Annotated in this window: 19 protein-coding genes; 10 read left to right on the plus strand and 9 right to left on the minus strand. The window is 71.2% G+C overall.

Going from position 1 to position 19766, the window contains the following annotated elements; all coding sequences use genetic code 11:
- Positions 1-270: 270 nt before the first annotated feature.
- Positions 271-1275, minus strand: coding sequence for a zinc-ribbon domain-containing protein (locus tag FDP22_RS10450; RefSeq protein WP_138572708.1), 1005 nt, complete (start codon positions 1273-1275; stop codon positions 271-273).
- 205 nt (positions 1276-1480) lie between these two features.
- On the opposite strand from FDP22_RS10450, the gene FDP22_RS10455 reads away from it, so the two are divergent.
- From FDP22_RS10455 to FDP22_RS10465, 3 genes are read left to right on the plus strand one after another with little or no spacing between them, the layout of a single operon-like run.
- A complete protein-coding gene (locus FDP22_RS10455) occupies positions 1481-2158 on the plus strand; it encodes a cell division ATP-binding protein FtsE (RefSeq protein WP_138572710.1) in 678 nt (225 codons plus the stop codon).
- Positions 2155-3054 carry a cell division protein FtsX gene (locus FDP22_RS10460; protein WP_138572712.1) on the plus strand — a complete coding sequence of 300 codons (900 nt, stop codon included), beginning with the start codon at positions 2155-2157 and terminating at the stop codon, positions 3052-3054. Before FDP22_RS10455 ends, FDP22_RS10460 begins: the two co-directional genes overlap by 4 nt.
- 20 nt (positions 3055-3074) lie before the next feature.
- A complete protein-coding gene (locus FDP22_RS10465) occupies positions 3075-3797 on the plus strand; it encodes a lysophospholipid acyltransferase family protein (protein WP_138572714.1) in 723 nt (240 codons plus the stop codon).
- Between the two features lie 566 nt (positions 3798-4363).
- Here FDP22_RS10465 and FDP22_RS10470 read toward each other — a convergent pair.
- Positions 4364-5323: an acetyl-CoA carboxylase carboxyltransferase subunit alpha gene (locus FDP22_RS10470; RefSeq protein WP_138572716.1), complete on the minus strand. Its 960-nt coding sequence runs from the start codon at positions 5321-5323 to the stop codon at positions 4364-4366.
- A gap of 270 nt (positions 5324-5593) precedes the next feature.
- Positions 5594-6562: an L-malyl-CoA/beta-methylmalyl-CoA lyase gene (locus FDP22_RS10475; protein ID WP_138572718.1), complete on the minus strand. Its 969-nt coding sequence runs from the start codon at positions 6560-6562 to the stop codon at positions 5594-5596.
- A 307-nt stretch (positions 6563-6869) separates the two neighbouring features.
- On the opposite strand from FDP22_RS10475, the gene FDP22_RS10480 reads away from it, so the two are divergent.
- A complete protein-coding gene (locus FDP22_RS10480) occupies positions 6870-7463 on the plus strand; it encodes a GNAT family N-acetyltransferase (protein ID WP_138572720.1) in 594 nt (197 codons plus the stop codon).
- Between the two features lie 514 nt (positions 7464-7977).
- Here the strand turns inward: FDP22_RS10480 and FDP22_RS10485 are convergent.
- Positions 7978-9153: a MalY/PatB family protein gene (locus FDP22_RS10485; RefSeq protein WP_138572722.1), complete on the minus strand. Its 1176-nt coding sequence runs from the start codon at positions 9151-9153 to the stop codon at positions 7978-7980.
- Between the two features lie 111 nt (positions 9154-9264).
- Between FDP22_RS10485 and def (FDP22_RS10490) the strand changes: the two genes are divergently transcribed.
- From def (FDP22_RS10490) to fmt, 3 genes are read left to right on the plus strand one after another with little or no spacing between them, the layout of a single operon-like run.
- Positions 9265-9777, plus strand: a complete 513-nt coding sequence (gene def, locus FDP22_RS10490; RefSeq protein ID WP_138572724.1) for a peptide deformylase — start codon at positions 9265-9267, stop codon at positions 9775-9777.
- Positions 9774-10283: a peptide deformylase gene (gene def / locus FDP22_RS10495; RefSeq protein WP_138572726.1), complete on the plus strand. Its 510-nt coding sequence runs from the start codon at positions 9774-9776 to the stop codon at positions 10281-10283. Before def (FDP22_RS10490) ends, def (FDP22_RS10495) begins: the two co-directional genes overlap by 4 nt.
- Positions 10283-11197, plus strand: a complete 915-nt coding sequence (gene fmt, locus FDP22_RS10500; protein WP_138572728.1) for a methionyl-tRNA formyltransferase — start codon at positions 10283-10285, stop codon at positions 11195-11197. Before def (FDP22_RS10495) ends, fmt begins: the two co-directional genes overlap by 1 nt.
- A gap of 736 nt (positions 11198-11933) precedes the next feature.
- Here the strand turns inward: fmt and rnhA are convergent.
- From rnhA to FDP22_RS10530, 5 genes are all read right to left on the minus strand, one after another.
- Positions 11934-12401, minus strand: coding sequence for a ribonuclease HI (rnhA, locus tag FDP22_RS10510; RefSeq protein WP_138572730.1), 468 nt, complete (start codon positions 12399-12401; stop codon positions 11934-11936).
- Complete coding sequence (locus tag FDP22_RS10515; protein ID WP_138572732.1) at positions 12394-13443, minus strand: GFA family protein; 1050 nt, start codon at positions 13441-13443, stop codon at positions 12394-12396. The genes rnhA and FDP22_RS10515 overlap by 8 nt, the downstream gene beginning before the upstream one ends.
- Positions 13444-13844: 401 nt before the next feature.
- On the minus strand, positions 13845-14795 hold the full coding sequence (ispH, locus tag FDP22_RS10520) for a 4-hydroxy-3-methylbut-2-enyl diphosphate reductase (protein ID WP_138572734.1): 951 nt from the start codon (positions 14793-14795) through the stop codon (positions 13845-13847).
- A 375-nt stretch (positions 14796-15170) separates the two neighbouring features.
- Entirely contained in the window at positions 15171-15842 is a 672-nt protein-coding gene (locus tag FDP22_RS10525) for a uracil-DNA glycosylase (protein ID WP_138572736.1), read from the minus strand.
- A 4-nt stretch (positions 15843-15846) separates the two neighbouring features.
- Positions 15847-16422 (minus strand): LabA-like NYN domain-containing protein, encoded by a 576-nt coding sequence (locus FDP22_RS10530; RefSeq protein ID WP_138572738.1) that lies wholly within the window; start codon positions 16420-16422, stop codon positions 15847-15849.
- Between the two features lie 125 nt (positions 16423-16547).
- Here FDP22_RS10530 and folK point away from each other — a divergent pair, with 125 nt between their 5' ends.
- The 3 genes from folK to FDP22_RS10545 all read left to right on the plus strand — a co-directional run bounded on the left by folK (position 16548) and on the right by FDP22_RS10545 (position 19766).
- Positions 16548-17111, plus strand: coding sequence for a 2-amino-4-hydroxy-6-hydroxymethyldihydropteridine diphosphokinase (gene folK / locus FDP22_RS10535; protein ID WP_138572740.1), 564 nt, complete (start codon positions 16548-16550; stop codon positions 17109-17111).
- Positions 17112-17193: 82 nt separating this feature from the next.
- On the plus strand, positions 17194-17547 hold the full coding sequence (rpoZ, locus tag FDP22_RS10540) for a DNA-directed RNA polymerase subunit omega (protein WP_138572742.1): 354 nt from the start codon (positions 17194-17196) through the stop codon (positions 17545-17547).
- Positions 17544-19766, plus strand: coding sequence for a RelA/SpoT family protein (locus FDP22_RS10545; RefSeq protein ID WP_138572744.1), 2223 nt, complete (start codon positions 17544-17546; stop codon positions 19764-19766). Before rpoZ ends, FDP22_RS10545 begins: the two co-directional genes overlap by 4 nt.

Genomic DNA, 19766 nt, shown 5'->3' on the forward strand with positions numbered 1-19766 from the left:
CGTGAGGGTGGTTGGAGATGCCGTTGGAGAGCCGCCGGGCCCGGCGCCGGGGAGATGCCGGAGAGGAAGCCCCATTGGCCTGCCGGTCTCAGCCGGGCGGCGAAAGCCTGCAGGCGAGGCGGCGATGGCTGCGCCACGCCTCCCCGAATGCGAAGCCTGCCCGGAAGGCCCGGGCCCGGCGCTTGCAGATCTCCCCCGCCCCGAACCTCGTCACGCGGATTGTCGATGCATCCGAACGCCAGCACTCCCGCCGCCACGCCTGCGCAGGTGTCAGCGCCCGGCCAGGTCCTTCACCGAGGCCAGCGCGCTCTGCCAGCCCTCCCGGAGAACGGAGCGGGCGGTGTCGATGCCGTCGACGTAGCCGTCGAGGGCCGGCGCCGCGTCGGGCAGGAGGCCGCTCACGGTGTCCTGCAGCACGTAGAGCAGCAGGGCGGCGCCGAACACCACCAGGGGCAGCGCCAGCCCGAGTGCGAAGCGCCCGGGAGAGGCCGGGGCGCGCTCCGCGCGGTCGGGGGGCACCGGGGCGGGCAGGTGCACCGGCAGGCTGCGCGCCGGGGCGGCGCGCTCCGGCGCGGGCATGGGGCGCAGCGGCTCGGAGCCTTCCTGCGGCCCGGCGCCCTGCCGGGACAGCAGGGTGCTGATCGCCGCCACCGCGGTCGCCTCCGCCCGGCGTTCGCGCTCGGAGAGGCGCGATTGCAGCGAGCGGATCAGCGCGTCCTCACGCGCGTGGGCGCGGCGGGAGGCCTCGGGCATCGGGGGCAGGGCGGTGTCCTGCTCCGGGGGCACGGTGTCCCCGGCGGCGGGGTCTGGGCCGGCCTCCGGCTCCCCCCCGACATCCTGCACATCGGGCTCAGTGTCGGGCTCCGCCGGCATGCGGTGGAAGGCGCGGCCGCGCTCGGCGGCGCGGGCCGCGTTGATGGCGCGGTCCAGCGGGTCCTCGGCCTCCGGTTCCGGGGCGGCGGGAGTATCCTGCGCCGCCTTCCGGGGCGAATCATCGCGGGCCGTGCCCGAACAGGTGAGGTCCACCGGGCGCAGGGTGTCGGCCGGGCTGCCCTCCGGGCCGAGCACCGACCAGCCCCCGTCTTCCGACGGGCGCTCGCGCAGCGCCGGGGAGGGTTCGGCCAGCGAGGCCGGTTCCGGGTCATCCAGCGGCAGGAGGCCCGGCTGGGTCCAGGACGCGCCACAGGCGCTGCACTGGACGGAGCGCCCCGTGGCGGGGATGGCGCCGTCCGGCACCCGGTAGCGCGCGCTGCAATTCGGGCATTGAAGTCGCATCGTTCCTCTGGCCGCTGGGGCGCGCGCCTGGCGCGGCACGCCTGTGCTCGGCCCCCAGAGATAGACTGCGCGCCCCTCCGTGCCAAGCCGTCTCCGACGGCGCGGGGCGCGCGCGCCCCGCACGGGTGGTTGAGATTGCGCCGAAGCTCTGCGATTGTCCGCGCGGCGCCGGTTGCGCGCATTGGGTGGCGAGGACAGGTTCGCGGTGATCAGCTTTCATAAGGCCGGATTCAGTTATGGAACGGGGCCGATCCTGGAGGGGATCGAGCTTTCGCTTGCGCCGGGGTCGTTCCACTTCCTCACCGGCCCCTCCGGCTCGGGCAAGACCACCTTCCTCAAGCTGTGCTATCTCGCGCTGCGGCCCTCCGAGGGGGAGATGCTCGCCTTCGGCACCCCGGTGGAGGAGCTGGACCGGGAGGGTATCACCCGCGCCCGCCGCCGCATCGGCATCGTGCACCAGGACTGCCAGTTCCTCGACCATCTCACGCTCACGGAGAACGTCGGCCTGCCGCTGCGCGTGCTCGGCCGGCCGGAGGCGAGCTATGTCGACGATCTGGCGGACCTGCTCTCCTGGGTGGGGCTGGAGGAGCGCGGCGACGCGCTGCCGCCGGAGCTCTCGGGCGGCGAGCGTCAGCGCGCGGCGCTGGCCCGCGCCGTCATCGGCTCGCCCGACCTGGTGCTGGCCGACGAGCCCACGGGCAACCTCGACTGGGAGATGGGCCAGCGCATCCTGCGCCTGCTCATCGAGCTGAACCGGCTGGGCAAGACCATCCTCGTGGCCACCCACGACCTCAACCTCATCCGCGCCGCGAAAAGCCAGGTGGAGGCGCGCGTGCTGCGCATCGCCCGCGGCCGGATCCTCACCGCCGGAGCCTCGCTGTGACCCGCGCCGAACTCAGCCGCCTCGTGACCGGGGACCGGGAGGCCGACGGCGTGGTGCCGGCCACCGGCTTCACCGCGCTCATGGTCGGCTTCTCCTCCGCCGCGATGGCCTTCCTCGCGGTGGCCGCGATCTGCCTCGGCCTCGCCGCCGCCCGGCTGGCGGACCGCTGGTCCACCGAGTTCGCCCATGCCGCCACGGTGCGCATCTCCGGCCCCTCCGCCGAGCTGGACGCGCGCGTGACCGCGGCGCTGGAGCTGCTGGAGGCGACGCCGGGCATCGTCTCGGCCCGGGCGCTCACCGAGGGCGAGCAGCGCGCGCTGCTCACCCCCTGGCTGGGCGAGGGCATCCCCTTCGACGCCCTGCCGGTGCCCCGGCTGATCGAGATCATCGAAAGCTCCGCCGGCCCGGACCGCGACAGCCTGCGCCAGCACCTTGCCGGAGAGGTGCCGGGCGCGATCTACGATGACCACACCCGCTGGCGACGCCCGCTGCTGCGCGCGGCGGGGGGCATGCAGATGCTCGCGGTGGTGGCCGTCACGCTGGTGGTGCTGCTGATGGCGGTGATGGTGATGCTCGCGGCGCGCTCCTCGCTGGCGGCGAACCAGTCCGTCATCCTCACCCTGCGGCTGATCGGGGCGGGGGATGCCTTCATCATGCGCGCCTTCGTGCGCCGCTTCACCCTGCGGGCGCTGGCCGGGGCGCTCACCGGAACGGTTCTGGCGCTGATCGTGCTCTTCGCCCTGCCCGGGGCAGGGCGCGAGGATGCGTTCATCACCGGCCTCACCCCCACCGGCTGGGGCTGGCTGATGCTGCCGATGGTGCCTTTCACCGCGGCCTTCGCCGCCTTCTGGTCCACCCGCTGGGCAACGCGCTACGCGCTGCGCCAGGTGCTCTGACAGATGTCCTGAGAGGTCCGATGACGCTGCTGCGCTCCCTGCTGTTCGATGCCTGCCTCTACGGGCTGATGGCCGTGATGGGGCTGCTCTGCGCGCCCCTCGCTCTGGCCTCGCGGGACGGGGCCTACTGGGCCGTGAAGCTCTATTGCCGGATCATCCTGCGCCTGCTGCGGCTGATCTGCGGCCTGCGCACCGAAGTGCGCGGCACCCCGCCCGTGGGCGAGGTGCTGGTGGTGGCCAAGCACCAGAGCTTCCTGGACATCATCATGCTGGTGGCCTGCCTGGAGCGGCCCAAGTTCGTGATGAAGGCGGAGCTGAAATGGGCCCCGGTGCTGGGCTGGTACGCGATGCGCATCGGCTGCGCCCCGGTGCAGCGCAGCCGCAAGGGCGCCGCCATGCGCCAGATGGTGCAGGACGTGGCCGGCAGCGCCGACGACCCCGGCCAGATGGTGATCTACCCGCAGGGCACCCGCGTGGCGCCGGGCGTGACCGCGCCGTTCAAGATCGGGGCAGGGGTGCTCTACCAGCGGCTGGGCCAGAACTGCGTGCCGATGGCCACCAACGCCGGGGTGTTCTGGGGCCGCAACAGCCTCTACCGCCGCCCGGGCACCGCGGTGATCGCGTTCCTCGACCCGATCCCGCAGGGCCTCCCGCTCGCCGATTTCATGAAGCGCGTCTCGGTGGAGATCGAGGAGGCGAGCCAGGCGCTGGAGGCCGAAGCCGGCTTCCGGCCGCAGCGCTGAGCCCGCACCGCACCCATGAGCGCCCGGCTCGCCCCTCCCGCCCGGGCAGCCAGCCCTGCCCGACCTCCGCCTGTAGGGAAGCGACGGCGATGTCAGATGCGGCTCACCCCGCGTTTGTGGCGTCTCGACAAAGCGCCCCTCCCGGAAGTGGCGCGCGCCCTCTCGGAGCGGGGCGCGTCCCCCCTGTGCTTCGCGCGACGTCCGGCGACAGCGTGGTGAGCCGTGCAGGATTCGAACGCGCTATCCGTGTGCGACCGCCGAGACCGACCTTTCCACCGCGGATCCGGGTCGGGCTCATGCGCTCCGCGCGGGCCACCAGTCCGGGCCGCGCCCGGCCCTCCCCGCCCGGAGGGCGCGATGGCGATGTCGTGCGCCGCACAGCCTTCGTCCGGTGCTTTCGAGATAAGGCGCCTGCCACGAGCACAGCCGTGCCCACCCGGGGGGCGGGCGCAGCCCCCGTGCCCCGGGGCAGCCGGTGAGGCACACGAGGGGATGGCCTGCCGCAGGGCACAAACGAACGCGCCCGCCGGGATGGGCGGGCGCTCGGGGGCTCGGGGCAAAGCCGCTCAGACGAGCGACTTAGACCCCATGTCGAGGAACTTGCGCCGACGGGCGCTGCGCAATGCTGCAGGCTCCATCCCGGAGAGCTCGCCCAGCATCGCCACGATGGCCTCGCGCACGCGGGAGATGGTCTCCTCCGGATGGCGCTGGGCGCCGCCCACCGGCTCCGGGATCACGCGGTCGATCACGCCGAGCTTCAGCAGGTCCTGCGCGGTGAGGCGCAGCGCCGCCGCCGCCTCCTTCATCTTCTCCGCGTTCTTCCACAGGATCGAGGCGCAGCCCTCCGGCGAGATCACCGAGTAGACCGAGTGCTCCAGCATCGCCAGCCGGTCGGCCGTCGCGAAGGCCACCGCGCCGCCGGAGCCGCCCTCGCCGATCACCACGGAGACGAAGGGCACCCCGATCTCGAGGCATTTCTCGGTGGAGCGGGCGATGGCCTCGGACTGGCCGCGCTCCTCCGCGCCCTTGCCGGGGTAGGCGCCGGTGGTGTCGATCAGCGAGATCACCGGCAGGCGGAACCGGTCGGCGAGGTCCATCAGGCGCACGGCCTTGCGGTAGCCCTCGGGCCGGGCCATGCCGAAATTGTGTTCGATGCGCGAGCGGGTGTCGTTGCCCTTCTCGTGGCCGATCACCACCACCGGGCGGTCCTCGAACCGGGCGAGACCGCCGAGCACCGCGCGGTCCTCGGCGAAGTTCCGGTCGCCGGCCAGCGGCATGTACTCGGTGAAGAGCGCGCGGATGTAATCGGCGGTATGCGGGCGGTCCGGGTGCCGGGCCACCTGGCACTTCCGCCAGGCATCGAGATTCGCGTAGAGGTCGCGCAGCAGGTCATGGGCCTTCTGGTCCAGCGCCGCGGCTTCCTTCTCCACCGGCGCATCCGGAATCTTCCGGGACAGGGCGCGGAGTTCCTCCGCCTTGCCTTCGATCTCCGCCAGACCTTTTTCGAAATCGAGATAGTTCTGCATACTGGGGCACCCGTTCGCATCGCTCAGCCGCGATATATGTTGAACGGGTGCCGGAATGCAACAAGCGCGGGCCGCGGCGGCCGCGTGCCGGGCGCGGCAGCAGGGGCCACGCGGGCGGGCGCCGGCCGGGCATGCCTTCCGATATCGGCGCGCCCCTCCGCCAGCCACCGCAGGGGCGCCGCAGCGCACAGCCGGGCCCGGCGGCTCTCGCGCCGGCTGCGCCGGGGGTGGCAGCGGCTCTCGGCGGGGCCACCCCTCAGGCGGGCCGCCTCACCCCGCGATCATCTCCGCCTGCCGCACGATCACCTGTGCCTGGCGGATGGAGGCAAGGTCCACCAGCCGGCCCTTGTAGACCGCGGCGCCCTGGCCGGCCTTCTCCGCCTCCGCCATGGCGGCGAGGATCTCGCGCGCCTCGGTCACCTGGGCTTCGGAGGGGGTGAACACCTCGTTGGCCAGCGCCACCTGCTTCGGGTGGATCGCCCATTTCCCCACCATGCCCAGCGTGGCCGAGCGCCGCGCCTGGGCGGTGAAGCCCGCGTCGTCGGAGAAATCGCCGAAGGGCCCGTCCACCGGCAGCAGCCCGTGGGTGCGGCAGGCGGAAACGATCGCCACGGTGGGGAAATGCCACGGATCGGGCTGGGACACGGCGCGCTCGCCCGGCCCGTCCGCCAGCATGTAATAGCCCGCCTGCGTGCCGCCGATGCCGGTGGTCTGCATGCCCATGGAGGCGGCGTAATCCGCTGCCCCGAGGCTCATCGCCTGCATGCGCGGGCTGGCGGCGGCGATCTCCTCGACATGGGCGAGGCCGGCGGCCGTCTCGATGATCACCTCGAAGCCGATGCGCTTCGCCCGGCCCTTCGCCGCCTCGATGGCCGAGACCAGCGCATCCACCGCGTAGATGTCGCCCGCGCAGCCCACCTTCGGGATCATGATGACGTCGAGCCGCTCGCCCGCCTCCTCCAGCACCTCCACCACGTCGCGATACCAGAACGGCGTGTCCAGCCCGTTGATGCGCACGGAGAGGGTCTTCGTGCCCCAGTCGATGTCGTTGATCGCGGCGATCACGTTGGCCCGGGCGGCGGGCTTGTCCGCCGGGGAGACGCTGTCCTCCAGGTCGAGGTTGATCACGTCGGCGGCGGAGGCGGCCATCTTCTCGAAGATCGCCGGGCGGGAGCCGGGGCCGAACAGCTGGCAGCGGTTCGGACGCGCCGGCGGGGCGGGCTGGACCTTGAAACTCATCTGGACCTCTCTGGGGGAAGGATGTTTCGAGTTTGTTAAGGAAACGGTTAGAATATTGCGTTGACAGCTGTCAACTTTCGCGGCCGGTCCGGGGTGCGGCGCCCGGGCACGGGCGGAAGGGGCGGCACGTCGCGGATCGGGGCAGGGGCGGGCACGTCGTTCTGCGCGCCAGCATAGCAGCATTGCGCGAATGTGGGGTGCGGGAGCCGCCGCACGAGACTAGATAGCCCTCAATCATCGGGGGCGCCCCCCGTGTTCCCGGCTGCGCAGATGCCGGCTGAGGCGCGACGTGCAGGAGTAGACGCAAATGATCGGTTCGGTTTCGGGCAGCTTCCGCTCCCTCATGCCCTGGGAGGGCCCGCTTCTGCTCGCGCATCTGGAGCGTTTGCCGAAGGATGACCTGCGCCTGCGCTTCTGCAACCTGCCCAAGCATGACATCCTGCAGGAATACTCCTCCGAGCCGCTGCGCCGGGACCGTCAGGTGATCGGCTGGTTCCGCGACGGCGAGTTGCGCGGCACGGCTGAACTGCGCTTCGGCCCGGATGACGTGGAGGCCGCCCTCACCGTGGAGCCGGAGTTCCGCTGCAACGGCATCGGGCTCATGTTGCTGGAGCGCGCGCGGCGCCGCGCGCAGGCGCTGGGCGCGAAGGCCATCCGCATCTTCACCAGCCAGAACAACCGGCCGATGATCGCCGTGGCGCGCAAGGCCGGGCTGAACATGAGCTTCGAGGACGGTGACGCGGAAGGCGCGCTGGCCCTCGCCCCGGCACCGGCGGCCTTCTGGGCCGACCTGCTGGGCGAGGAAGCGGGGCAGATCGCCTCCGTCCTCTACTGGCCCGCGGCCTTTGCCCGCGCCGAGGCCGGCCGCAAGCCGAAACCCACGCGCGACGCCGCCGCCTGATCTGCCGCGCCGGAGCCGGGAGCGAGGGGCGCCGGTTCTCCTCGCGGTCCCGGGCCGCTCCGGCCAGACGGCATCCCGAGCCGGAACGTCCGGCCGCCGCGCAGGATCCCCATGCGGGTGACGATTCCTCAGGACCCGGGCTGAGGCGCGGCCCGGCATCTCCGTGGCGGGAGGCACCGGGAAACGCCTTTGCGCGGCTCCGCGAGCGTCGCGCGGCTGCGCGAACGCTGGCGATTGTGGGGGGGGGCCGGCGGCTGCGCGGCTGGGCGAACGCTGGTGACTGTGCGGGGGCCGGCGGCTGCGCGAGGGCTGCGCGGCTGGGCGAACGCTGGTGACTGTGCGGGGCCCGGCAGTTGCGCGAAGGCTGGTGGCTGCGCGAACGCTGGTGACTGTGCGGAGGCCGGCGGTCGCGCGAACACTGGTGGCTGCGCGAACGCTTGCGGCCGCGCGGGGGCCGGCGGCCAGGCGGAGGCCGGCGAAAGGCGCGCCCCGGGGCCGGGGCGCGCGGGGGGTGTCACTGCAGATCGGCAAAGGCGGCGGAGATTCGCGCGGCGGCCTCCTCCACCCGCGCTCGGGGCGTGGCGAGGTTGAAGCGCAGCCAGGTGGCCCCGCCGTTGCCGAAGGGCGCGCCGTGGTTGGGCAGCACCTTCGCCTCCTTCTCCACCCGGCGGGTGAATTCCTCCGGCGTCATGCCGGTGCCCGAGAAGTCCACCCAGGAGAGGTAGGTGGCCTGCATCGGCATGGTGCGCACGCCGGGCAGGGCGTTCATCGCGCTGTCGAAGATCCGGGCGTTGCCGGCAAGATAGTCCAGCAGCGCGTCCAGCCAGGCGTCGCCCCCGGAATAGGCCGCCTCGGCCATGATCATGCCGAAGCGGTTCGGCGAGGCGCCGTTGGCCTGGTGGCGGGCGGTGAAGGCGGCGCGCAGGTCCGGGTCGGAGATGATCACGTTGCCGGTCATGCCGCCGGCGAGGTTGAAGGTCTTCGAGGTCGCGGCCATCACCACGATGCGGTCGAGGTGCTCGGGCGCCGCCACGGCGGCCACCGTGTGCTTCGCCCCGGGCAGGACGAGGTCATGGTGCACCTCGTCGGAAACCAGGATGAGATCGTGCTCGGCGCAGAACGCGGCGAGGGCGCGGAGTTCCTCCGCCGACCACACCCGCCCGCCCGGATTGTGCGGCGAGCACAGCACCACGATGCGCTCGCGCCCGGTGAGCTGGGTGGCCAGCGTGTCCAGGTCCATGCGGTACACCCCGTCCACGCGCTTGAGCGGCGACTGCAGGATCTCGCGGTCATTGGCGCGGATGATCTTGTGGAAGGCGTGGTAGACCGGGGTGAACAGGATCACCGAGTCGCCCGGCTCCGACCAGGCCTGCACGCAGAGCGCCGTGCCCGCCACCAGCCCGTGCACCGTGGAGATCCACTCCTTCTCCACCGCCCAGCCGTGCCGGCGCGCCATCCAGCCGGTGATCGCCTCGCGGTAGGAGCGGTCATCGCCGTAATAGCCGTAGACGCCGTGGCGCACCGCCTCGGCCAGCGCCTCGTTCACGCAGTCGGGCGCGCGGAAGTCCATGTCCGCCACCCACATCGCCAGCCCCTCGTCGGGCGAGATGCCATAGATGGCTTCGAGATTGTCCCATTTCGCCGAATGGGTGCCACGCCGGTCGACGACCGTATCGAAATCAAAACTCATCAGGGGGTTCTCCTTCTCCGCCCGTCAGGCTATCCGATGCGGCGCCGGGTGCAAGCCCGGGTGCGGCTGCACGCGCTTGCACCCGCGCCCGCCATCGCCTAAATCGCGGGCATGAGCACGCGCAACATCCTCATCCATCCGGATGCCCGCCTGAAGAAGGTCTGCGACCCCGTTTCCGAGGTTTCCCCGGAGATGCGCAGCCTTGCCGAGGACATGCTGGAGACCATGTACGACGCCCCCGGCGTGGGTCTCGCCGCGCCGCAGGTGGGGGTGCTCTCCCGCGTGTTCGTGATGGATTGTTCCGGCAAGGACGAGGCCGGAGACCCGATGGTGCTGTTCAACCCCGAGATCACCTGGACCTCGGAGGAGATGAACACCCATGAGGAGGGCTGCCTCTCCATCCCCGACATCTATGAGGACGTGACCCGCCCCGCGCTGGTGCGCATGTCCTTCCTCGACATGGACGGCAAGCTGCGGGAGAAGGAGTTCGGCGGGCTCTGGGCCACCTGCGCCCAGCATGAGCTGGACCACCTCGACGGCCGGCTGTTCATCGATTATCTCAGCGCGCTGAAGCGCTCGATGATCACCTCGAAGATGAAGAAGCTGAAGCGGTCGCGGGCGTGATCCGCCCCTTCCTCCAGTGGCCCGACAAGCGCCTGCGCACCCCCTGCGCCCCGGTGGAGACGGTCGATGACGCGGTGCGCGCCACCTGGGAGGACATGCTGGACAGCATGTACGCGATGCCCGGCGTGGGGCTGGCGGCCTGCCAGATCGGCGTGATGCTGCGCCTGGCGGTGGTGGATTGTTCGGAGGCGCGCACCAGCCCCATCCGCATGGCGAACCCGGTTGTTCTGCACGCCTCGGTGAAGCCGCGCAGCCATGTGGAGGCCAGCCCCAACCTGCCCGGCATCCATGCCGAGGTGGAGCGCCCGCGCGCCGTCACCGTGGGCTACATGGACGAGACCGGCGCGCAGGTGGAGCGGGATTTCGTCCACCTGGAGGCCACCTCGGTGCAGCACCAGATCGACCACCTGGACGGGCTCGTCTACCTCGACCGGCTGAAGCCCGCGCGCCGGCAGATGCTGCTGTCGAAATACATGAAGGCCCGGGCCCGGGCCGGGAGGCGCTGATGCGGCTGGTGTTCATGGGCACGCCGGAGTTCTCCGTGCCGGTGCTCGACGCGCTGGTGGCGGCGGGCCATGAGGTGGCGGCCGTCTACTCCCAGCCGCCGCGCCCGGCGGGCCGGGGCAAGAAGCCGCGCCCCTCGCCGGTGCAGGCGCGGGCCGAGGCGCTGGGCCTGCCCGTGCGCACCCCGGCCAGCTTCCGCGACCCGGCCGAGCGCGCGGCCTTCGCGGCGCTCGGCGCCGGGATCGCCGTGGTGGTGGCCTACGGGCTCATCCTGCCGCAGGCGGTGCTGGACGCCCCGGCGCGCGGCTGCCTGAACATCCACGCGAGCCTGCTGCCGCGCTGGCGTGGCGCCGCCCCCATCCACCGCGCGGTGATGGCCGGCGATGCCGAGACCGGCGTCTGCATCATGCAGATGGAAGCCGGGCTCGACACCGGCCCGGTGCTGCTGCGCGCCGCCGTGCCGATCGGGGCGGAGGAGACCACGGGCGCGCTGCAGGACCGGCTCTCCGCGCTGGGCGCGCAGCTCATCGTGGAGGCGCTGGCCGCACCCTCCCTGGTGCCCGAGCCGCAGCCGGAGGCGGGCGTGCTCTATGCCTCCAAGATCGACAAGGCCGAGGCGAGGGTGGACTGGGCACGCCCGGCCGCCGAGGTGGACCGCCTGGTCCGCGGCCTCTCGCCCTTTCCCGGCGCCTGGGGCGAGACCGGCGGCGAGCGGGTGAAATTCCTCGCCAGCCGGCCCGCCGAGGGCGCGGGCGCCCCGGGCACGGTGCTGGGCTCCGGCCCTGACGGGGTGATCGTGGCCTGCGGCGCAGGCGCTGTGTGCCTCACCCGCCTCCAGCGCTCCGGCAAGGGCGCCATGGACGCGGTGGACTTCCTGCGCGGCTTCCCGTTGCCCGAAGGCACGCGCTTCGTCTGAAGCGGCCCGCGCGGCGGGATGACTGAAGCCCCCCGCCGCCGGGCCCTTGACAGCGCGTGGCAGTCCGGTTGGGGGTGCTCTCAGCCTCAGCCTCAGCCTCAGCCTCAGCCTCAGCCTCAGCCTCAGCCTCAGCCTCGTCGCGAGGCTTTCCCGAGGGCGGGCGCTCCGGGCGGAGGATTCGGTCCGAGAGTGGGCGTTTCGGACAAGGAGGGCGATGGTGCGGCCCGCGGCCAGGAGGCCGCCATTCAACGGCCTGACCCGTCAAGACTGCCGCACGGACGGCAATCTGTCCGACGGCACGGGGGAGAAGCGCCCTTCCGGCCGCAGGACATTGGGGAAGCCGCTTTCGCCCCGAAACAGGGGTCGCGGCGGGGTTTTCGGCGCCTGCGCCCGGCCGGAGGGGCCGGACAGTGCCCGGCCTCCCGAATCTGCTCAGCGCTCGAGGTACCCCGTGGCCTTCCGAGACCGCTCACCTCTGGGGCACGCCGTAGCCCTCCGAGACCGCTCGGCCCCCGGGGCACGCCGTGGCCCTCCGACATCGCCCAGCCCCCGGGGCACGCCATGGCCCTCCGAGACCGCTCAGCCCCCGGAACACCCCGTGACCGTCCGACACCGCTCACCCTCGCGGCATCTCGTGGCCTTCCGGCGTCGGGCTGCGGTGTGCCACCGTCGCCCCGTGCCGCGGCCATGCGCGGGCGGGGGCCCGCCCGGGTGCGCAGCCGCGTTCTCGCCGGGGTCAGCCCCGGGCGCGGGCGGGCTTGAAGGGTTTCATGCCCTCGCGGGCCAGTTCGTCGGCGCGCTCGTTCTCCGGGTGGCCGGCGTGGCCCTTCACCCATTCCCAGGTCACCTTGTGGCGCTTGTGGGCCTCGTCCAGCCGGCGCCACAGGTCCTCGTTCTTCACCGGCTTCTTGTCCGAGGTCTTCCAGCCGTTCTTCTTCCAGCCGAACATCCAGGAGGTGATGCCGCCCTTCACGTAATTGCTGTCGGTGATGATGGTGAGCACGGTGGGCCGTTCCAGGGCCTCCAGCGCGGAGATCGCGGCCATCAGCTCCATGCGGTTGTTGGTGGTCTGGGCCTCGCCGCCCTTCAGTTCGCGTTCCTTGACCACCGTGGCCCCGTCGCGCGCCACGAGCAGGGCGCCCCAGCCCCCGGGGCCGGGGTTTCCGGAGCAGGCACCGTCGGTATAGGCGAAGAGTTCAGGCATTGCGGCGGGCCTCGATGGTCAGGTTTTCGGACGGGTGGCCGTCGTAGTGCTTTCCGGGGCGGCTGTCGATGGCGATGTCGGTGAAACCGGCGTCGGTGAGCAGGGTGCGCATCTCCTCCGGCCGGTAATAGGCGTAGTGGCGGCCGAGGCCGTCGCGCCGGTCCTCGCTTCCCGCCTGCAGGCCGATGAGCAGCCGGCCGCCGGGGTGCAGCGCCCGGGCGATGCGCGCCAGGATGTCCGGCATGGCGGCACGGGCGGCGTGCTGCAGGCTGTAATGCGCCCAGATGCCGTCGAAGGCGGCTTCGTCGGCCAGGCGCTCCACCCGCGCGATGCGCACGCTGAGCCCGTGGCGCGCGGCGGCCTCGGCGGCGAGGCCGGGCGAGGCGTCAAGCGCGGTCACCCGGTGGCCGGCCGCGCGCATGGCCGCCGCCGCCCAGCCGGCGCCGCAGCCCAGGTCCATCAGGTCGCAGGGCGCATCGAAGCGCGCGAGGAAGCCGGCCAGCGTGCCGGGCACCCGCTCGGGCGTGGACCAGTCCGCATAGGTGGCGGCGGTGTCGTCATAGAAGCGGGTGGTGCTGAAGGCGTCGAACACGGCGCGCATGTCGCCCGGGTCGCGCGGGAAGTCCAGCGCGCCGGGGATGGGCGCGACCCAGGGCAGCCGGCGGTCGGTGTAGAAATCCGCCACGGGGCGGAAGCCGTGGCCCGCGTCCAGCGTGCCGCCCTTCACCGCCACGCCGGGCGCGCCACCCGCGGTGATGTGATAGACGCGCGTGCCGCAGGCCGGGCAGAAATGACAGTGCTTCAGGCGGCCCGAATCCGCCGTGACCTCGAAGATGCGGGTCTCTCCGGTGAGCGCGAAGCCCTCCGTGGGCACGAAGAGCGACAGGCCGAAGGCCGAGGCGCTCTGCGCCTGGCAGGTGGTGCAATGGCAGCGCGCCATGCCCAGCGGCGCGGCGGTGACGGTGTAGCGCACGGCGCCGCACTGGCAGCCTCCGGTGATGGCTGCTGCGGGCGTGTCCGGGGCGGAGGGGCTGTCGGTCATGCTGAGGCTCCGGGGCTGCGTGGTGTGTCGAGACGGGCGGGGCTGAGGCGTAACGGTCGGGCGGCAGGCAAGGCGTAACGGTCAGGTGGCAGGCGGGGCGATCGGTCAGGTGTCAGACGTGCCTGCCGAAGGTCGGTGTCGAGTGGCAGGCGCGGATGCCGGGCGGCGGTGTCGAGTGGCAGGCGTGGTGCGAGCGGTCAGGCGGCTGGTGGGGCGGAACGGTCGGATCTCAGGCGTGGATGCCGGGCGGCAGTGTCGTGTGGCAGGGGCGGGGCAAACGGTCGGGTACCAGGCGGGGCGGGGCGGTCGGGTGTGCGGCATGCCTGCCGGGCGTCGGGGTCCGGCGGCAGGTGCAGAGGTGAGGTGAACGGTCAGGTGCCCGGGCTCCGCGTGCGGGCCGCTCAGGCGACCTTCTCGCGCAGCACCCTCGGCACCTTGAACTCCACGTTCTCCTGCGCGGTTTCCACCAGTTCCACCGTCACGTCGTAGCGGGCGCGGAAGGCGTCGATCACCTCGTTCACCAGCACCTCCGGCGCGCTGGCCCCGGCGGTGATGCCCACGGCGCGGATGCCCGAGAGGGCGCGCCAGTCGATGTCGGTGGCGCGCTGGACGAGCTGGGAATAGGCGCAGCCGGCGCGCCTGCCCACCTCCACCAGCCGGCGGGAGTTCGAGGAGTTCGGCGCCCCGATCACCAGCAGCGCGTCGATCTTCGGCGCCACGGCCTTCACCGCTTCCTGACGGTTGGTGGTGGCGTAGCAGATGTCTTCCTTGTGCGGGCCCACGATGGCCGGGAACCGCGCCTTCAGCGCCGCCACGATGCCGGCGGTATCGTCCACCGAAAGCGTGGTCTGGGTGATGAAGGCGAGGCGCCCGGGGTCGCGCGGGGCGAGGGTGGCGACGTCTTCGGCGGTCTCCACCAGCAACACCTCGCCCTCGGGGAGCTGGCCCATGGTGCCCAGGGTCTCCGGGTGGCCGGCATGGCCGATCATCACCATCTGCAGGCCCGCGGCATGGTGGCGCTCGGCCTCCACATGAACCTTGGAGACGAGCGGGCAGGTGGCATCGACGAAGAGCATCTCGCGGCGCGCCGCCTCCGCCGGCACGGCCTTCGGCACGCCGTGGGCGGAGAACACCACCGGGCGGTCCGTCGGGCATTCCTCCAGGTCTTCCACGAAGACGGCGCCCTTCGCGCGCAGCCCGTCCACGACGAAGCGGTTGTGCACGATCTCGTGGCGCACGTAGACCGGCGCGCCCCATTTCTCCAGCGCCATCTCGACGATGCGGATGGCCCGGTCGACCCCGGCACAGAAGCCGCGGGGGGCGGCGAGATAGAGCATGAGCGGCTCAGGCATGAAACTCTCCCAGGCGGATGTCGGGCGCAGCTTACCGCGCGCGGCGGGCAGAGGAAACCGCCCCTCTGGGGCGTGTGGAGGATACCGCCCCTCCGGGGTGGACAGAGGAAGCCGCCCCTCGGGGTGGACAGGGGAAGCCGCCCCTCCGGGGCGAGCAGAGGACACCGCCCCTCCGGGCCCCCGTTTAGCAAACCGCCTCTCAATGGCGGGCAGAGGGAACCATCCCGCGCGGGGCCGGCAGAGGACACTACGCCTGTGGAGCGGGCAGAGGAAGCCGCCCCTCCGGGGTCCGTTTGGCAAGCCGCCCCTCCGGGCCCTGTTTGGCAAGCCGCCCCTCTGGGGCGAGCGGGCCCGCGGCATCGTGACCGCGGGGGCTCAGCCCAGCTCGGCGCGCACGGCGGCGAAGACGGTTTCGAACATCTCCGTGGTCAGCCGGCCGGTGTTGGTGTTGTAGCGCGAGCAATGGTAGCTGTCGAAGAGCTTCAGCCCGCCGATCTCGTGGCGCGCCGCATGGGCGAAGGGATGGGCGGAGAGCTTCGCGCCCAGGGCACGCAGCGTGCTCTCGTGGCTGATGCGCCCGAGGCAGACGATCGCCTCCAGCCGGGGCAGGGCGGCGATGCGCGCGGAGAGATACTGCCGGCAGGTGTTGATCTCGGCGCCCACCGGCTTGTTCTGCGGCGGCACGCAGCGCACGGCGTTGGTGACCATGCAGTCGGAGAGCACCAGCCCGTCGTCGGGGCGGGCGTCGAACCGGCCGTTGGCCCAGCCGTAGCGCGTGAGGGTGGCGTAGAGCAGGTCGCCGGCATAATCGCCCGTGAAGGGCCGGCCGGTGCGGTTCGCCCCGGTCACCCCGGGGGCGAGCCCGATGACGAGAAGCCGCGCCCCTTCATCGCCGAAGGAGCGCACGGCACCGTTGTACCAACCCGGCTCGCGCAGCGCGACCGCCTCGCGGTAGTCCACGAGGCGGGGGCAGAGGCGGCAACCGGGCTCGGCTTCGGCGGGGACGGGCGCGGCGGCCTCCCCGGCGGGAAGGCGCAGGCCTGGCATGGCCTCAGTCCTCGCTGAGTTCGGCGTCTTCGCGGGGCTGGGCGGGCTGGGGGCGCGGCGGGCGGCCGATCACGTCCTTCAGCTCCTCGAGCTCGATGAAGTTGTCGGCCTGGCGGCGCAGCTCGTCGGCGATCATCGGCGGCGAGGAGCGGATGGTCGACACCACCGAGACCCGCACGCCGTGGCGCTGGATGCCGGCCACCAGCGGGCGGAAGTCGCCGTCGCCGGAGAACAGCACCATGTGCTCGATATGCGGGGCCATTTCCATCGCGTCCACGGCCAGTTCGATGTCCATGTTGCCCTTGACCTTGCGCCGGCCCATGGAATCTGTGAACTCCTTGGCGGCCTTGGTCACCATGGAGAAGCCGTTGTAGTCCAGCCAGTCGACGAGGGGGCGAATGGGGGAGTATTCCTCGTTCTCGATCAGCGCGGTGTAGTAGAACGCGCGCACCAGCTTGCCCCGGCGCATGAACTCCGAGCGGAGGAGCTTGTAGTCGATGTCGAAGCCGAGGGCCTTCGCCGCCGCGTAGAGATTGGAGCCGTCTATGAACAACGCCAGGCGTTCATCGCGGTAAAACATCTGGGGAACCTCCAAATAGATTTTGCCCGCAAGTTTCGTGGTGAGACCTCCACATCCGCCAGCGGCAACAGCGCGGTTTTAGGCATTTGGCCGGAAGAAGGAAAGGCGATTAGCAGGGGATGCGCATGAATCTGATCATTGTTGCCGTAGGGTCAAACCTGCAATCCGGCCCCTTCGGGGCGACCGGCCCGCTCTGCGATGCCCTGTCGGGGATGCCCGGCGAATCGATCCGTCCGCGCTTGGTCTCGCCCTGGTTCCGCAGCCCGGCCTGGCCGCCGGGGATCGGCCCGGACTTCGTGAACGGGGCCCTGCTGGCGGACACGCCCCTGGGCGCGGAGGAGAGCCTTGCTGCACTGCATCGTATTGAAAACGCACTGGGTCGCGTGCGCGAGCGCCGCTGGGGGCCACGGCTGATCGACCTGGACCTGCTGGCCTGGAACGACCTGGTGACCCCGGGGCGCGCCGAGGTGGAAGCCCTGATGGCGCTGGGGTTGGAGGCGGGAAACCGGCCCGCGCCGGAGCATCTCGTGCTGCCGCACCCGCGTCTGCACGAGCGCGGATTCGTGCTTGCGCCCCTGCTGAAGGTGGCGCCGGACTGGCGCCATCCGCTCACCGGACTGAGCGTGCGCGAGATGCACGCGCGCCTGCCCGCCGCCGCGCTGGAGGGGCTTGCGGAGCTTCCCGGCTGATTGATTCGCCTCTTGCCTTGCGGGCGGATCGGTCTTAGATACATCCCCTTCGTAATTCCGGAACCTGATGGAGCATCAGCACATGGCCCGCGTGACAGTCGAAGATTGCGTCGACAAGATCCCGAACCGGTTCGAGCTCGTCATGCTCGCCGCGCACCGTGCTCGCGAGATCGCGACCGGCTCTCCGCTGACCCTCGATCGCGACAACGACAAGAACCCCGTCGTCGCGCTGCGCGAGATCGCCGACGAGACCATTCTCGTCGATGACCTGCGCGAGGCGGCGATCGAGAGCCATCAGCGCCAGATCGAGGTCGACGAGCCCGAGGAGGACGAGATGGCCGCCCTCCTGCTCGCCGATTCCCCGGCGCCCAAGGAGGACGATCTCTCCGAGGAGAAACTCCTGCGTGCGCTCATGGAGGCGCAGGACCCGAAATGACGAAGCAGGGGGGCAGCCGGACGCTGGCCGCCCCCGACGAGCCCTTGGCAGGAGTGAAGGGTGTGGTTACCCGCCCCGACGAGCTGATCGACCTCGTCAAGGCCTACAATCCCAACACAGATGAGGCTTTGATCGAACGGGCCTGGGTCTACGGGGCCCGGGCGCACGCCGGGCAGTTCCGTGCCTCGGGCGAACCCTATTACAATCATCCCATCGAGGTGGCCAAGATGCTCACCTCGCTCCGGCTGGATGACAGCACCATCGTGACCGCGCTGCTGCATGACACGGTGGAGGACAACGCCGGCTGCACCACCGAGGAGGTGGCGGAGATCTTCGGCGAGGAGATCGCCCATCTCGTCGACGGGGTGACCAAGCTCACCAAGCTGCAGATCGGCTCTCGCGAGACCGAGCAGGCGGAGAATTTCCGCAAGCTTCTCATGGCGATGTCGCGCGATGTGCGCGTGCTGCTCGTGAAGCTCGCCGACCGCCTGCACAACATGCGCACCATCAAGCACCTCAAGCCCTACAAGCAGGAGAAGAAGGCCCGCGAGACCATGGACATCTATGCGCCTCTGGCCGGGCGCATGGGCATGCAGTGGATGCGCGAGGAGCTGGAGGACCTGAGCTTCCAGGTGCTGAACCCGGATGCGCGGAAATCCATCATCCACCGCTTCGCGACCCTGCGCAAGGAAAGCGGCGACCTGATCAGCCAGATCACCGACGACATCAACAGCGCGCTGGCCAATTCCGGCGTGGAGGCCGAGGTCTACGGGCGCGAGAAGCGGCCCTATTCCATCTGGCGCAAGATGGAGGCCAAGGGCGAGGCCTTCCACCGCCTGTCGGACATTTACGGCTTCCGCATCATCACCCGCTCGGTGGACGATGCCTACCGCGCGCTGGGGGCGGTGCACCGGCGCTGGGTGGCGGTTCCCGGCCGGTTCAAGGACTATATCTCCCAGCCCAAGAGCAACGGCTACCGCTCGCTGCACACCACGGTTTCCGGGCGCAACGCCAAGCGCGTGGAGGTGCAGATCCGCACCCGCGAGATGCACGAGGTGGCCGAGGCCGGCGTGGCCGCGCACTGGGCCTACCGCGACGGCGTGCCCTCCGACAACCCTTTCGCGGTGGACCCGTTCCGCTGGGTGCGCCAGCTCGCCGAGGAGATCGAGACCACCGAGAACCCGGCCGAGCTGCTGGAGCACGTGAAGCTGGAGATGTTCCAGGACCAGGTGTTCTGCTTCACGCCCAAGGGCGAGGTGGTGAAGCTGCCGCGCGGCGCCACGCCGATCGACTTCGCCTATGCCATCCACACCCGCATCGGCCATTCCTGCGTGGGCTCGAAGGTCGACGGCCGGCGCGTGCCGCTGTGGACCAAGCTCAAGAACGGCCAGGCGGTGGAGATCATCCGCGCCGAGGGCCAGCGGCCGCAATCCTCCTGGGAGGAGATCGTGGTCACCGGCCGGGCGAAATCCGCCATCCGCCGGGCGCTGAAGAACGACCGCCGCGCCGCCGACATCCGCATGGGCCGCGAGATCGCCCGCATCGCCTTCGAGCGCATCGGCAAGCAGGCGACCGACAAGGCGCTGGACACCGCCGCGCGCAGCCTGGCCATCGGGCGGGGGGACGACCTGCTCGCGAAGCTCGGCTCCGCCGAGATCACCGGGCATGAGGTGGTCGCCTCGCTCTACCCCGACATCGCCACGCCCACGGTGAGCGAGCCGCTGCGCGACAGTGTCGACGGCCCGATCTACATCGGCCTTGCCGCGGGGCAGGACGCGATTGCCGGCCCGTGCTGCAACCCGCTGCCGGGCGAGCGCATCATCGGCATCGCCGAGCGGGGCAGGGGCGTGGTGATCCATGCCATCGACTGCCCCTCCCTCGGCGCCTTCGAGGACCAGATGGAGCGCTGGATCGACCTGCGCTGGAACCCCGATGCCGGCCGCGGCCCGTCGAACCATGCGCTGCTGGAAGTCGTTCTGGCCAATGACCCGGGCGCGCTGGGGCGGGTGTGCACGCTGATCGGTGAGCTGGGAGCCAACATTTCCGACATCGATTTCGCCGAGCGGAAAACCGATTTTTACCGTCTCCATGTTGATCTGGAGCTGCGGGATGTGAAACACCTTCATCATATCATCCGTGCGCTTGAGGCCGAGTCGGTCATCACGCAGGTCACGCGGGTGCGCCAGAGTGCCGTAGGGGTGACGGACGGGGTCGAATGA

It is taken from the genome of Paroceanicella profunda (assembly GCF_005887635.2).
GTDB classification, from domain to species: Bacteria; Pseudomonadota; Alphaproteobacteria; order Rhodobacterales; family Rhodobacteraceae; genus Paroceanicella; species Paroceanicella profunda.